13 protein-coding genes and 1 riboswitch are annotated in these 14,144 nt (G+C 69.1%); of the genes, 5 read left to right on the top strand and 8 right to left on the bottom strand.

Features of this window, described 5'->3' with window-relative positions; genetic code table 11:
- Nucleotides 1–94 precede the first annotated feature (94 nt).
- Nucleotides 95–769 (top strand): alpha/beta fold hydrolase, encoded by a 675-nt coding sequence (locus tag AB0H36_RS07125; protein ID WP_360517912.1) that lies wholly within the window; start codon nt 95–97, stop codon nt 767–769.
- On the opposite strand, the gene AB0H36_RS07130 is transcribed toward AB0H36_RS07125, so the two are convergent.
- Together AB0H36_RS07130 and AB0H36_RS07135 are read right to left on the bottom strand one after the other, a co-directional pair.
- Nucleotides 756–2,129: an L-serine ammonia-lyase gene (locus tag AB0H36_RS07130; RefSeq protein WP_360517915.1), complete on the bottom strand. Its 1,374-nt coding sequence runs from the start codon at nt 2,127–2,129 to the stop codon at nt 756–758. The genes AB0H36_RS07125 and AB0H36_RS07130 overlap by 14 nt on opposite strands.
- Nucleotides 2,130–2,208: 79 nt before the next feature.
- Nucleotides 2,209–2,314: riboswitch (glycine riboswitch) on the bottom strand.
- Nucleotides 2,312–2,665 carry a DUF3817 domain-containing protein gene (locus AB0H36_RS07135; RefSeq protein WP_360517918.1) on the bottom strand — a complete coding sequence of 118 codons (354 nt, stop codon included), beginning with the start codon at nt 2,663–2,665 and terminating at the stop codon, nt 2,312–2,314. (Overlaps the previous riboswitch by 3 nt.)
- 124 nt (nt 2,666–2,789) lie before the next feature.
- Here AB0H36_RS07135 and AB0H36_RS07140 point away from each other — a divergent pair, with 124 nt between their 5' ends.
- The gene (locus AB0H36_RS07140) at nt 2,790–4,262 is read left to right on the top strand and encodes an alpha/beta hydrolase (protein ID WP_360517921.1); all 1,473 of its coding nucleotides are present in this window, start codon (nt 2,790–2,792) and stop codon (nt 4,260–4,262) included.
- Here AB0H36_RS07140 and AB0H36_RS07145 read toward each other — a convergent pair.
- The 3 genes from AB0H36_RS07145 to AB0H36_RS07155 form a co-directional block, all read right to left on the bottom strand.
- The gene (locus AB0H36_RS07145) at nt 4,248–4,538 is read right to left on the bottom strand and encodes a hypothetical protein (RefSeq protein ID WP_360517924.1); all 291 of its coding nucleotides are present in this window, start codon (nt 4,536–4,538) and stop codon (nt 4,248–4,250) included. The genes AB0H36_RS07140 and AB0H36_RS07145 overlap by 15 nt on opposite strands.
- A gap of 258 nt (nt 4,539–4,796) precedes the next feature.
- Nucleotides 4,797–6,227 (bottom strand): aminopeptidase P family protein, encoded by a 1,431-nt coding sequence (locus AB0H36_RS07150; RefSeq protein ID WP_360517927.1) that lies wholly within the window; start codon nt 6,225–6,227, stop codon nt 4,797–4,799.
- 87 nt (nt 6,228–6,314) lie between these two features.
- The gene (locus tag AB0H36_RS07155; RefSeq protein WP_360517930.1) at nt 6,315–7,061 is read right to left on the bottom strand and encodes a GntR family transcriptional regulator; all 747 of its coding nucleotides are present in this window, start codon (nt 7,059–7,061) and stop codon (nt 6,315–6,317) included.
- Between the two features lie 101 nt (nt 7,062–7,162).
- Between AB0H36_RS07155 and AB0H36_RS07160 the strand changes: the two genes are divergently transcribed.
- Entirely contained in the window at nt 7,163–10,756 is a 3,594-nt protein-coding gene (locus AB0H36_RS07160) for a hydantoinase B/oxoprolinase family protein (protein ID WP_360517933.1), read from the top strand.
- A gap of 288 nt (nt 10,757–11,044) precedes the next feature.
- A complete protein-coding gene (locus AB0H36_RS07165) occupies nt 11,045–11,449 on the top strand; it encodes a hypothetical protein (protein ID WP_360517936.1) in 405 nt (134 codons plus the stop codon).
- Nucleotides 11,450–11,548: 99 nt separating this feature from the next.
- On the opposite strand, the gene AB0H36_RS07170 is transcribed toward AB0H36_RS07165, so the two are convergent.
- Together AB0H36_RS07170 and AB0H36_RS07175 are read right to left on the bottom strand one after the other, a co-directional pair.
- Nucleotides 11,549–11,908 carry a hypothetical protein gene (locus tag AB0H36_RS07170; RefSeq protein WP_360517939.1) on the bottom strand — a complete coding sequence of 120 codons (360 nt, stop codon included), beginning with the start codon at nt 11,906–11,908 and terminating at the stop codon, nt 11,549–11,551.
- A 114-nt stretch (nt 11,909–12,022) separates the two neighbouring features.
- Nucleotides 12,023–13,024, bottom strand: coding sequence for a helix-turn-helix domain-containing protein (locus tag AB0H36_RS07175; protein ID WP_360517942.1), 1,002 nt, complete (start codon nt 13,022–13,024; stop codon nt 12,023–12,025).
- A 56-nt stretch (nt 13,025–13,080) separates the two neighbouring features.
- Between AB0H36_RS07175 and AB0H36_RS07180 the strand changes: the two genes are divergently transcribed.
- The gene (locus AB0H36_RS07180) at nt 13,081–13,719 is read left to right on the top strand and encodes an HD domain-containing protein (RefSeq protein ID WP_360517945.1); all 639 of its coding nucleotides are present in this window, start codon (nt 13,081–13,083) and stop codon (nt 13,717–13,719) included.
- Nucleotides 13,720–13,724: 5 nt separating this feature from the next.
- Here AB0H36_RS07180 and AB0H36_RS07185 read toward each other — a convergent pair whose 3' ends face one another.
- Nucleotides 13,725–14,069, bottom strand: a complete 345-nt coding sequence (locus AB0H36_RS07185) for a UBP-type zinc finger domain-containing protein (RefSeq protein WP_360517948.1) — start codon at nt 14,067–14,069, stop codon at nt 13,725–13,727.
- Between the last annotated feature and the right edge of the window lie 75 nt (nt 14,070–14,144).

The following is a 14,144-nucleotide window of genomic DNA, read 5'->3' on the forward strand; positions in this document are numbered from 1 at the left end:
CGTTCCGTTACGCATTCGTAGAGTTGCAGTGCGTTAGCTGATGACGCGCCAATCCGGCCTGCGGCCGCGGTCATTGATGTGGAAGCCTGCTCTCATGTCTGCACTGGTGCTGCTGCACGGCCTCGGAGCCAACGGCCGGGTCTGGGACGCCTGGCCGCAACCGCGGTTCGCCCCCGACCTGCCCGGACACGGCTCGGCCGCCACACTGCCGTCGTACACCTTCGGCTCGATGGCCGCCGCGGTCGCCGAGACGCTTCCGGTACGGCGTGCCGTCGTCATCGTCGGCCACTCACTCGGCGGCGTGATCGCGCTCGAGCTGGCGAGCGGCCGGTACGGCGTCGAGGTCGATCGCGTCGTCGCGGTCGGCGTGAAGGTCACCTGGACCGAGGACGACCTGGGCCGGGCGGCCGCGTTGGCGCAGAAGCCGATCGCCTGGTTCGACACCCGGGAGGACGCGGCCGCGCGGTTCCTGAAGGTCTCCGGCCTGCAGGGACTGGCCGATCCGAGCGACCCAGTGGTCGAGCACGGCCTGGCCGAGGTCGACGGGCGCTGGCGACTGGCCATGGACCCCGGCACGTTCGGCGTCGGCGCGCCCGACATGCCGAAGCTGATCGCGGAGTGCAAGGCCGACCTCGTTCTGGCTCGCGGCGAGGGCGACCCGATGAACACCGACGAGGAGCTCCGCGCCCTGCACGACCAGGTCGTCGTCTACCCGGGGCTCGGGCACAACGCCCACGTGCAGGACGCGGGGCTGCTCAGCACTCGATGACGTTGACGGCCAGGCCGCCGCGGGACGTCTCCTTGTACTTGATCTTCATGTCGGCGCCGGTCTCGCGCATCGTCTTGATCACCTTGTCCAGGGTGACGACGTGCACGCCGTCGCCGTGCATCGCCATCCGGGCCGCGTTGATCGCCTTCACCGAGGCCATCGCGTTGCGCTCGATGCAGGGGATCTGGACCAGCCCGCCGACCGGGTCGCAGGTCAGGCCGAGGTTGTGCTCCATCGCGATCTCGGCCGCGTTCTCGACCTGCTGCGGGGTGCCGCCGAGCACCTCGCACAGGCCGGCCGCGGCCATCGAGCAGGCCGAGCCTACCTCGCCCTGGCAGCCGACCTCGGCACCGGAGATCGAGGCGTTCTCCTTGTAGAGCACACCGATCGCGCCGGCGGTCAGCAGGAACCGGACGGCGCCGTCGTCGCTCGATCCCGGCACGAACCGGCGGTAGTAGTGCAGCACGGCGGGGATGATGCCCGCGGCGCCGTTCGTCGGGGCGGTGACGATCCGGCCGCCGGACGCGTTCTGCTCGTTCACCGCGAGCGCGAACAGGTTGACCCAGTCCATCACCTTGAGCGGGTCGACCGACCACGGGTCCGACCTCAGCCGGTTGTGCAGCGCGTGCGCCCGCCGCGGCACCTTCAGGCCGCCGGGCAGGATGCCCTGGGTCTCGCAGCCCTCGCGGACGCAGTCCTGCATCACCTGCCAGATCCGCAGCAGGCCGTCGTGGATCTCGTCCTCGGTCCGCCAGGCCAGCTCGTTCGCGAGCATCACCTCGCTGATCGACAGCTGCGACTCACGGCACCGGTCGAGCAGCTCGGCGCCGGTGCTGAAGTGGTACTTCAGCGCGGTGGTGTCCGGCACGATCCGGTCCCCGGCGGCCGCGGTCTCGTCGACCACGAAGCCGCCGCCGACCGAGTAGTAGGTGCGCTCACGGAGCACCTCGCCGTCCGCCGTACGGGCGGTGAACATCATCCCGTTGGGGTGGTACGGCAGCGCCTTGCGCCGGTGCATCGTCAGGTCGGTGTTCTCGTCGAACCGGATCTCGCGCTCGCCGGCGAGCATCAGCCCGCCGCATTCGCGGATCGTCTCGACCCGGGCGTCGACGGAGTGGGTGATCACGGTCTCGGGGTCCGCGCCCTCGAGACCGAGCAGGACGGCCTTGTTGCTGCCGTGGCCGTAGCCGGTCGCACCGAGCGAGCCGAAGAGCTGAGCCTCGACCCTCGCCGTCCGGGCGAGCAGCCCGTCGTCGGCCAGACCGAGTGCGAACGTGCGGGCGGCGCGCATCGGGCCCACCGTGTGGGAGCTCGACGGGCCGATCCCGATACTGAACAGGTCGAAGACGCTGATCGCCATCGTGTGGAGGTTCCTTCCGGTCGCCGTTGACCGTTTGGTGTCCTCCCCGCTCTGTCAGACGGACGTCTTCCAGAGGTGCCTCGCCCGTACGGTGAAGGTGCCTGAGAGATTCTTGGGGAGAGTTGCTCCTACGGCGCCCGGGTCCAGGATGTCTCCCTGGCCCGGGACTCTCCCGCACGGGTTCATGCGGCTGTTGAGTTGACTGACGTCCGTGACGGTACGGCGGCCTGCTGGCCGCCGTCAATCCGGCCGGTCCGCACCGCCCAGATCTCGAAGAACCAGGTGAACAGCGGAGGAACGCCGGCTGCCAGCGCGGCCAGGGTGACCGGCCAGGACCAGCGCAGCGGGCCGCGCACGACCAGCACGGTGAGCACGTAGACGACGAAGATGCCGCCGTGGATCGGGCCGAAGATCTTGACCCCGAGCTCGTTGTCGGACAGCACGTACTTGAACAACATGCCGATCAGCAACCCGGTCCAGGAGACCGCCTCCGCGATCGCCACCCACCGGAACCACACCGCGTGCTTTGTACTCATCAGCGACCGACCCTAACAAGTCCCCCAAGGCGCACCCGGGGTCGGCCGGGGGCTCGTCCCCGATGTGGCCGAGCAAACGGTTGCCGAGGATCGAGGGAGTTTCCGCAGACAGGAGATCTCCCTGATGAGATTCAGACAACGCGTCCTCGCGTCCGGAGTGGCGCTGGGTGTCGCGACCGCCGGCCTCGTCACGCTGCCGATGCCGGCTGTTGCCGAGACCCAGTTGCAGTGGGCCGACTGCAAGCCGGAGGGCAAAGACAAGCCGGAGGTGGTCGAGGGCTCGCAGTGCGCGACTCTGCAGGTCCCGGTCGACTGGCACAACCCGGACGGACCCACGTTCGGGCTCGCGATCGCCCGCCGTACGGCGAAGAACCCGAGCGACCGCGTGGGCGTGCTGGTCTGGGGCCCGGGCGGTCCCGGTGACTCCGGAGTCGACCGGGTGAAGACCGGGATGAGCCGGTTCAGCCAGCGGGTGCAGGACCGGTTCGACGTGGTCAGCTTCGACCCGCGCGGCATCGCCCGGAGCAACCCGGTGAAGTGCTCGGCCGCGTTGCTGGCCAAGCAGCCGTCGCCGGTCATCAAGAGCCAGGCCGAGTTCGCCGCGACGATCAGCTACAACCGCGACCTGGCCGCCGACTGCCGGTCCAATACCGGTCCGGTCTACGACCACATCGACACCTGGCAGACGGTCCGGGACGTGGATGCGATTCGCGCCGCGCTGGGTGAGTCGACGATCTCGTTCCACGGCAGCTCGTACGGAACGCTGCTCGGGGCGCAGTACTCCGAGACGTACCCGAAGCGGGTCCGGGCGATGGTCGTGGAGAGCGTGGTCGACCACAGCGCCGACTCGGCTCGCTCGTTCCTCGACTCGCAGGCATGGGCTGCTCAGGACTCGTTCGACGAGTTCCTGAAGTGGTGCGTGAGTACGACGGCCTGCGCGCTGCACGGTCGGGACATCCACGCGCTGTGGGACGACCTGCTGGCCCGGGCGGATCGCGGTGCGGTGCCTGATCCGCAGAGGCCGACGCTGCCGATCACGCCGTACTGGCTGAGCTTCAACGTGTTCCGCATGCTCTACGGTCCGCGCTGGACCGACCTCGCGACCATGCTGAAGACCCTCGACGCCAGCGCGCCGCCGACCGGGCAGCCGCCGGTGCCGACCGGCCTGGCCTCGAACACGCTCGCGGTCTTCTGCCAGGACTGGAACCTCCCGGTCCGCAACTACCAGGAGTACGCCGGCCTGCTCACCCGACTGGCCCGGAACAACCCGGACATGCGCTACCCCGGCCAGCTGATGGCCGTCTCGATGTGCCTCGGCATGCCGCAGGCGGACAACCCGCAGCACCGGCTGAAGGTACGCGGCCTGGACGACCCGATCCTGCTGATCAACGCCCGCCACGACCCGGCCACTGGCTACAACTGGGCCCGCAGCGTCGAACGCCAGCTAGGCCGGTACGGCGTTCTGCTCACCTACGAGGGCTGGGGACACGGCAGCTACAACAGCAGCCCGTGCATGCAGGACACCGTGGACGCCTATCTACTCACGCTGGACGTGCCGAAGCGCGGCGCGAGCTGCCCCGCCCTACCGCCCGTGTAGGTACTGCCCCGGGCAGGCATCTCCCAACCAGACGCCTGCCCGGGAGTCGTCAGACCGGTACTCCGGCACCTCGAGCACGCGGTCGAGGTGGTCGCCGCGGACCATCCGGCCCGACAGCAGACGGAGCTCGGCGCAGGCGGTCTGGAGTGCCTGCGTCTGGGATCGGCAGTTGTCGACGTACCAGAACGGGTCGTCGGGCTGCGGATCGTCGGCGTCGTCGATGTCGGCGTACCAGTGCCGGTCGCCGCAGTGCACCACGCGCACTCGTAGGTTCATCTCACTACCCCCGTGTCCCCAGGCAAACCGGAGTCCCCCCGGGCTCCAGCTCGGCCGGCTCGGCCCTGGCGCGTGGTCGCGGCCCCCCACTGCCACGCGCCGGGCCGATTCGACCCTCCCCGCTCGCTACATCGTTGCCGGGGGCCTCGGTGTTACTGCTTGTGACGAATAATTTTGGGTGATTTCGCGGCTACCGCGCGTAGGTCGTGTCTGACGGTCCAGCGCCGTGCCGAGTGCCGCGCAGTAGGCGATGGACCGTCAGACACGGCCCAGGTGGGACTGGGTCCAGTTCTCCAGGCCGTCGGCCGTGATCGGCAGGTCGGCGGTGAGGATCTCGAGGCGGTCGGAGTGCACGACGACGTTGTCCTCGATCCGGATCCCGATGCCGCGCAGCTCCGGCGGCACGGTCTCGTCGTGCGGGTGGAAGTACAGCCCCGGCTCGACCGCCAGCGCCATGCCCGCCTCGATCTCGCCGGCGAAGTACGCCTCCGGCCGGGACGCGTCGCAGTCGTGCACGTCCAGGCCGATGTAGTGGCCGGTGCCGCAGACGATGTACCGCCGGTGCTGCTGGCCGTCCGGGCCGAGCAGCTCGTCGAGCGACACGTCCAGGAGCCCCCAGTCCCGCAGCCCTTCGGCCAGTGTGCGCAGGGCGGCGTACTGGAAGGCCCGGTACGGCGCTCCGACCTTGACGGCGTCGAGTGACGCCAGCTGCGCCTTGTGAACGAGGTCGTACACCTGCCGCTGGGCGTCGGTGAACTCACCCGTCGCCGGGAAGGTCCGGGTCACGTCGGCCGTGTAGAGCGTCCGGGTCTCGACGCCGGCGTCGAGCAGGATCACGTCGCCCTCGTTCACCGGGCCGTCGTTGCGGACCCAGTGCAGCACCGGCGCGTGCTTGCCAGCGGCAACGATCGAGGCGTACCCGACCCCGTTCCCGGCGGTCCGCGCGCGCCGGTCGAAGGTGCCCTGCAGCCACCGCTCACCGCCGCCGCGGATGGCCTCCGGCAGCTCCTTCGCGACGTCGCCGAACGCGAGCACGCTGGCCGCGACGGCCTCGCGCAGCTGGTCCAGCTCCCAGTCGTCCTTGATCCGGCGCAGCTCGGCCAGCGTCTGACGCAGCGAGTTCCCGTCGGTCGGCGAGGTCCGGACCAGTGCGTCCAGCAGCGGCTCGACGCCCGGCGTCGACAGCATGAACGGTACGGCGCCGCGCACCGCGGCCGGCAGCTCCTCGATCGGGCGGCAGGCGATCTGCAACGCCTCCGACCAGTCCTTCAGCCCCGGCACCGGGCCGACCCACAGCTCACCGTCGCGTGCGTTCGCGAAGAAGTCGGCCTCGCCCGGCCCGGCCGTCTCCCGCAGGTACAACGTCGCGTCGCCGTCGGCCGACATCACCAGTACGGCGCCCTCGGCCTGGCAGCCGGTCAGCCAGACGAAGTCGCTGTCCGCCCGGAACGCGTAGTCGGTGTCGTTCGACCGGACCGGCGCCCGGCCGGCCGCGACCGCGATCCGCCGCCCCGGCAACGCCGCAGCCAGCTTCATCCGGTGCTCGGCGGCCGCCTCCGCCAGCCCCTCGGGCACGGTCACCGAACGGTCCACCGGACCCCAGCCGCGCGAGATGAACTCCCTGAACCCCTGGGCGTCGATCGGGCGGTAGGACTTCGGTGTGTCGTCGGTCCGGTCGTCTTCGGTCATGTGCTGAGCTCCCCTTTGCAACTGACGGTTACAGCCATCAACTCAGGTAGGGGCAGGGCCGCGCAAGCCCTTATCCGAAGTCGTGAATCAGTGGGCGCGGAAGGCGTCCAGCAGGCCCTGCTCGGAGTCCAGAAGGTACTGGTGGAGGTCGGCTGCCGCCTGCTCGTACTTCCGCGCCTCGAGCAGCTCGAACAGCCCACGGTTGCGCGCGATGTACGGCTCGTGCAGCTCCTGCGGCGTCGCGATCACATGGAAGACAAGACGCAACTCGGCCAGCAGCCGACCGGTGACCGCATTCATCCGGGCACTGTCGGCGAGCCCGATGAGGTGCTCGTGGAACCGCATGTTCGCTGTGCCGACCGCCGGCCAGCGCTCCGCCAGCGCGGCCGCCTCGGCCGCCTCGACATCGTCCAGCAGTGGCTCGAGCCGGGTGGCCGGCAGCTCCGGATCGCGCTCACCAAGACGCCGGACGACGTCCACCTCGAGCACCCGGCGAAGCCGGTACAGGTCCACCACATCATGTTCGTCCAACTCTGGCACGAACACCCCGCGGTGCAGCTTGTAGACGAGCAGTCCCTCATGAGTGAGCAGCCGGAACGCCTCGCGCAGCGTGTTCCGGCTGACCTCGAGGACCTCGGTCAGCTCCAGCTCCGAGAGTTGAGCACCAGGCGGCAGCGCACCCTCGGTGATGCTCCGGCGAAGGATGTCGGCCGCGCGCTCGGCCGAACTGCTGCGGTCCAGCCGCGCCACGTCGGCCGCTACTCCGCGCAGCCATGCCTGCCGACCCTCGTCATCTGTCCGCTGACCTGCGCCCACCTCTGCATCATCGCCCACGCCGCACATTGCACGGAAATCTGGTCGAACGAGGCCCTTGCAGGATTGTTGAACAATCTCTAGGGTCGGAATCACCGAACGATGCTGGAAGGCGGAATCGAGTGGCGCAGAAGTGGGAGTTCTGGATCGACCGCGGCGGCACCTTCACCGACGTTGTCGCGCGACGCCCCGACGGCCGGCTGATCGCACACAAGTTGCTGTCCGAGGATCCCGGCCGCTACCGGGACGCAGCGATCGAGGGCATCCGGCGATTGCTCGACGTGCCTGCCGGCGAGCGCCTGCCGACCAAGCGCATCGACGTGGTCAAGATGGGCACCACCGTCGCCACCAACGCCCTGCTCGAGCGCAACGGCGAACCCACCGCTCTGGTCATCACCAAGGGATTCCGGGACGCACTCCGGATCGCGTACCAGAATCGTCCACAGATCTTCGCCCGCGAGATCGTGCTGCCCGAACTGGTCTACTCCCGGGTGATCGAAGCGGAAGAGCGCGTCGCGGCGGACGGCACACTCGTCGTCCCCCTCGACGAGCACGCCGTGACCCGGGACCTGCAGCAAGCGTTCGACGACGGGCTGCGATCGGTCGCGGTGGTCTGCGTCCATGGTTATCGCTACACCCGGCACGAGGTCGCGATCGGCGAGATCGCCCGCCGGATCGGCTTCACACAGGTCTCCCTGTCGCATGAGTGCAGCCCATTGATGAAGCTCGTCTCGCGAGGCGACACCACCGTCGTCGACGCCTACCTCTCGCCGATCCTGCGCCGGTACGTCGACCAGGTGGCCTCCGAACTCGACGGCGTCCGGCTGATGTTCATGCAGTCCAACGGCGGGCTCACCGAGGCGCACATGTTCCGGGGCAAGGACGCGATCCTGTCCGGACCGGCCGGCGGCGTCGTCGGGATGGCGCGCACCACCGCCGCGGCCGGGTTCGACCGGGTGATCGGCTTCGACATGGGCGGCACCTCCACCGACGTGTCGCACTACGCCGGCGAGTTCGAGCGAGAGCTGGAGACCCTCGTCGCAGGGGTGCGGATGCGGGCTCCGATGATGAGCATCCATACGGTCGCGGCCGGCGGCGGGTCCATCCTGGCCTTCGACGGCAGCCGGTACCGGGTCGGGCCGGACTCCGCCGGCGCCGACCCGGGGCCGGCGTCGTACCGCCGGGGCGGACCGCTGACGGTGACCGACGCGAACGTGATGCTCGGCCGGATCCAGCCGGAGTTCTTTCCGGCGGTTTTCGGCGAGGGCGGTGACGAGCCGCTCGACGCAAGCGTCGTACGGCGGAAGTTCGCCGAGCTGGCCGAGGCGATCGGTGACGGGCGCAGCCCCGAGGAGGTCGCGGCCGGGTTCGCCGAGATCGCCGTCGCGAACATGGCGAACGCGATCAAGAAGATCTCCGTCCAGCGCGGGTACGACGTCACCCGCTACACGCTGGCCACGTTCGGCGGCGCCGGAGGTCAGCACGCCTGCGCCGTGGCCGACGCGCTGGGCATGACCCAGGTGCTGATCCACCCACTGGCCGGGGTCCTGTCGGCGTACGGCATGGGGGTCGCGGATGTCGCGGCGCTCCGCGAGAGAGCAGTCGAGGCACCGCTGAGTGAGGCTCTGCTCCCGGATCTCGGCAAGGTCCTCGGCGAACTCCAGGCCGATGCCGGAGCTGAGCTCGAGCGCGAAGGCATCCCGGCCGGCCGGATCACCGCGATCCGCCGGGCACTGCTGCGCTACGACGGCACCGACACCGCAGTTCCGGTGCCGGTCGGCACGATGGACGCGATGGTCGCGGAGTTCGAGGCCGCCTATCGGCGGAGATTCTCGTTCCTGATGCCCGGCAAGCAGATCGTCGTCGAAGCAGTGTCGCTGGAACTGCTGGGCGCGGCCGCGGACGGCACCGAGACCTGGGACCGTCAGGCCCGCGCGAGCGATGCCTTGCAAGCGGTGGCCCGGGTGCCGATGTTCTCGGCCGGGGCATGGACGGACGTCGACCTCTACCAACGCGGCGAGATCATGCCCGGCGACACTGTCGACGGGCCGGTCGTCATCGCCGAGGCCAACGCGACGACCGTGGTCGAGCCGGGCTGGCGGGCCGAGGTGAACGAGCTCGGCCATCTGCTGCTCAGCCGCGTGGCGGCACGACCGGTTCACCAGGAACTCGGAACCGAGGTCGACCCGGTACTGCTGGAGATCTTCAACAACCTGTTCATGTCGATCGCCGAGCAGATGGGTGTTCGGTTGCAGAGCACCTCGCAGTCGGTGAACATCAAGGAGCGGCTGGACTTCTCCTGCGCACTGTTCGATGCCGAGGGCAACCTGATCGCGAACGCCCCGCACATCCCGGTCCATCTCGGTTCGATGGGCGAAAGCATCAAGATGGTCATCGCCGCCAACGCCGGCCGGATGGCGCCCGGCGATACCTACGTACTCAACAATCCCTACCGCGGCGGTACCCATCTGCCCGATGTCACCGTGGTGACGCCGGTCTTCGACCGCGCCGGCAACGACATCCTGTTCTACGTCGCCTCCCGCGGGCATCACGCGGAGATCGGCGGAATCACGCCCGGCTCGATGCCGTCGAACAGCACTCACATCGACGAGGAAGGGGTGCTGATCGACAACTGGCTGCTCGTCACCAACGGCGGGCTGCGGGAGCGCGAAACCGTCGACCTGCTCAGCTCCGCGAGGCATCCGTCGCGCAACCCGGCGACGAATATCGCCGATCTGCGCGCTCAGGTCGCCGCCAACGAGAAGGGCGTCGAGGAGTTGCTCGCGATGGTCGACCACTTCGGGCTCGACGTCGTCTCGGCGTACATGGAGCACGTCCGCCGCAACGCCGCCGAGGCAGTTCAGCGGGTGATCCCCACCCTGCGCGACGGCAGTTACAGCTACGAGCTCGACTCAGGAGCGCGGATCGACGTGTCCGTCCGGGTTGATGCCGGCGCGCGGACAGCCGAGATCGACTTCAGCGGCACCTCCGAACAGCAGCCCGGCAACGGCAACGCCCCCTCGTCGGTGGTCATGGCTGCCGTACTGTACGTGTTCCGCACCCTGGTGGACGACGAGATCCCACTGAACTCGGGCTGCCTGGACCCGCTGCGGGTCGTCATCCCGCCCGGTTCGATGCTGGCGCCGGAGTACCCGGCCGCGGTTGCCGCCGGCAATGTCGAGGTCTCGCAGGCGGTCACCGGAGCGTTGTACGCCGCGCTCGGCATCCAGGCGGAGGGCTCCGGGACGATGAACAACGTGACGTTCGGCAACGACCGGTACCAGTACTACGAGACAGTGGCCAGCGGGTCCGGTGCGGGCAACGGCTTCGCAGGCGCCGACGTGGTGCAGACCCACATGACCAACTCCCGGCTCACCGACCCGGAGGTCCTGGAGTGGCGCTACCCGGTGCGGCTCGACAGCTATGAGATCCGCGAAGGCAGCGGAGGCGGTGGCCAGTGGCGCGGCGGCGACGGTGGCCGGCGCCGGATCCGCTTCCTCGAGCCGATGACCGTGACCACGCTGGCCAGTCACCGCCGGATCCCGCCGTACGGGATGGGCGGTGGCCGCACTGGCAGCCTTGGCCGCCAATGGATCGAGCGCGTCAGCGGTGCCGTGACGGCGATGGACGGCTGCGACTCCGTTCAACTGTCCGCCGGAGACGTGTTCGTCATCGAGACGCCCGGAGGTGGCGGCTACGGCCCACCTCCCAACTGAACCCGCAGTCGGCCCGGGCAGAAGGTCTCCCAAGGTGGGGCGAGCGCCTGCTCCATGGCGACAAGACTTACCTGGTGGTCACCGCACTGGTGGGCGGTAGCCACAGCTCATGACATCCTGCTCGCCAACGCCGGTCAGCCGATGGACCACCATCGGATCGGCCGGCACGGAACCTCACCCACATGCGCCTACACACCCGCCCGCAGCGTGTCTGTCCGGTGTCAGAGCGGTGTCAGTCCGGACCTGGATGGTTGCTCCATCACCACAACAAACCAAGGAGCACACACCATGTCCGTCACCCTCACCGACCAGGACAAGACCACCCTCGCCGTCGCCGCGCACGGCGCCGTCGCACTCGTCGCCGCTGCCGGCATCAAGTCGGCCGGCAAGATCGCCACCGCCGGAGCCCTCGCCCTGTCCGCCGCCACCGGCCCGGTCGGGCACGCGCTGGCCGACAAGCAGAAGGGCCTGAAGCTCCACGGCAAGTCCACCGCCGAGCTCGCCGACACCGTGCTGCCGGCCCTGACGGCCTCGATCACGCTGCTGAAGCAGCAGGACCCGGCCGAAGCCGGCAACTTCCGCAGTACCGTCCTCACCGCCGTCGAGGCCGGCGCCCGCGCCGAGCGCGGCGGCCCCGGCCCCGCCCTGACTGAGATGACCCGCAAGATCACCGAAGCCCTCGACGCCGCCTGACGGCTTCCGGACCCGCGACCCACCCTGCTGCCCGCCGTCGACCACCACGAACATCTCGAGGTGGTCGACGGCAGCAGGCGGTCGCCTTCTGCGCGTTCGTCAGACGCGGATCCAGTCGGTGCAGGTGTCGGCGCCGGTGCCGTGGTTGGTGTTTTCGCAGAGCTTCATCCAGATGGCGCCGACCGGGAAATTGGCGGTGTCGCAGCCGCGGTCACCACCGTCCCACTCGATGACCGGATCGCGGTCCGGTCCCTGCGTCCAGATCCCGTAGACCGCGTTGCCGTCGACCTCACGGTCACAGACGCTGCCGCTGCCGTGCGTCTCGCTCACCGTGATCAGGTCTTTGCCCTGGTGCGCGTAGTTGTAGTGCGCGGCAGCTGTCGGAGCCGTTGCGGTGAGCAACGAACCTACGGCGACCAGAGCGGCGGCGCCGACGGCCAGGTGGCGGATCTTCTTCATGACTCTCCCGAGACAGTTGTCGAACTGAGTAACGCAGTCAGTCTCGGCGTCCGTTTCCGCCCTGTCGTTGGCACAGCGCGCACACCTCTTGCCCATGAGCGCACTTGGGGGACCTCAACCGGTGGCGCGGAAGCGGCGGAGGTAGTTGGTCGGGGTGGTGTTCAGGTGGCGGGCGAAGGCGCGGCGGAGGGTCTCGTCGCTGCCCAGGCCGCTGAGGCGGGCGGCTGTGGTGATGCTGTGGCCGTCGAGGAGGAGTTGCTGGGCGCGGTCGAGACGTACGCGTTCGACCCAGCGGCCCGGGGTGGTCTGCAGTTCGCTCTGGAAGAGGCGAGTCAGATGCCGCGGGCTGAGCGCCGCTGACGCCGCCATTGTCGACAGGCTGTGGTCAGCAGCCGGATCGGCGACAACGGTCTCGGTCACCGCACGGAGTGGATCGCTGCGGACCGGAGGCGTCGCCATCGCCGCGGAGAACTGCGACTGCCCGCCCGGCCGCTGCATGAAGACGACCAGTTCACGCGCGATCTCGCGCGCCAACTCAGGGCCGTGATCGGCCTCGACCAACGCGAGCGTCAGGTCGATCCCCGCGCTGATGCCGGCCGACGTCACGTACTTGCCGGCCTTGAGGTGCAGCGCATCGGGCTCGACCTCCACCCGTGGATAGCGCCGCGCCAGCGTCTGCGCGTGCCGCCAGTGTGTGGTGGCCCGCCGTCCATCGAGTACGCCGAGAGCCGCCAACACAAACGCACCGGTGCAGACCGAGGCGACCCGGTCGGCGCGATCGGCGAGGGTGCCGACTGCCTTCAGGAGGTCGTCGGGGACTCGGTCGACCAGGTGATCGGCGCCGGCGACGAGCACGGTGTCGAACAGCCCGGCCTCGGCCGCCGCGATCGTGCTCGCCAGCACCGGGCCTGAGGACGTCGTGACATCCCCACCGGAAGGCGAGACCAGCACCGGCGCATATCGCCGACCATAGCGGCGGCTCCCGTCGCCCTCGCGCCTGTTGGCCTGGTGGAGGACCTCGAGCGGGCCGCTGACGTCGAGGAGCGTCACGTCGTCGAACACCACAAGGGCGATCCGGTGTGTCCGGATCTGTGGTTTATGTGGCGTTGTGGACATGGTGCCAGCGTAGCCGCATCCGCGAGGGTTGAGGCAACCAAACGAAAGGAAGCGCGATGAGCGAGGAGATCGCCGGGGTCGAGATCCCGGACAGCGTTCTGGTCAAGGACGCGACCGAGCTGGTGCGAGACGCGGCATCACCGCTGCTGTTCGACCACTCGCGGCGGGTGTTCCTGTTCGGGGCATTGCGCGGCCGGCAGCAGGGGCTCACGTTCGACCCGGAGCTGCTGTACGTCGCGGCGATGTTCCACGACCTCGGGTTGACCGAGCCGTTCCGTCGTACTGATCAGAGATTCGAGATCGATGGCGCGGACGAGGCGCGGAAGTTCCTGCAGGCGCATGGCGTGACCGGGCTGCCGGCGGACCGGGTGTGGACGGCAATCGCGCTGCACACGACGCCCGAGATCCCGCTACACATGGACCCCGAGATCGCGCTGGTCACGCGCGGGGTCGAGCTGGACGTACTCGGCATCGGCTACGACGCGATCACCGCCGACCAGCGCGCGCAGATCGTCGCCGCCCACCCCCGCCCCGACTTCAAGAACCGCATCCTCACCGCCTTCACCGAAGGCATCAAACACCGCCCCCAAACAACCTTCGGCAACGTCAAAGCCGACGTCCTCACCCACTACCTCCCCGACTTCCACCCCACCGACTTCGTAGAAGTAGTCAAAAACTCCAACTGGCCGGAGTAACCCCGTCAGCGGTTGAGTTTGGTTTTCCAGTCGGGGGGGACGTTGCCGCCGGGGACTGGTTGGGTTTCGGGGCGGGAGTGGGGTGGGGCGAGGGTGGGGCCGTCGTAGTACTGGGACTCGCCGTAGTGCCAGAACCAGTCCTCGCCGGGCTCGAAGCTCTGCACGATCGGGTGGCCGCTCTCCCGGGCGTGCGCCGACGCGTGCTGGGCGGGCGACGAGTCACAGCAGCCGACGTGGCCGCACTGTGCGCACCGGCGGAGGTGGAACCACCAACCGCCGATCGCCAGACAATCCCCGCATCCGGTCCCACTGGGCGGTACTGCGCTGTCGATCCCCGGCGTCTCCGTCATGCCCGCCATCCTCGCCTGCTTCCCACCCACGGACAAGCACCACCACGGACACGCACCTCCCTGCGGGCCGAGCAC

Source organism: Kribbella sp. NPDC050820, from assembly GCF_040653975.1.
Taxonomy (GTDB): domain Bacteria; phylum Actinomycetota; class Actinomycetes; order Propionibacteriales; family Kribbellaceae; genus Kribbella.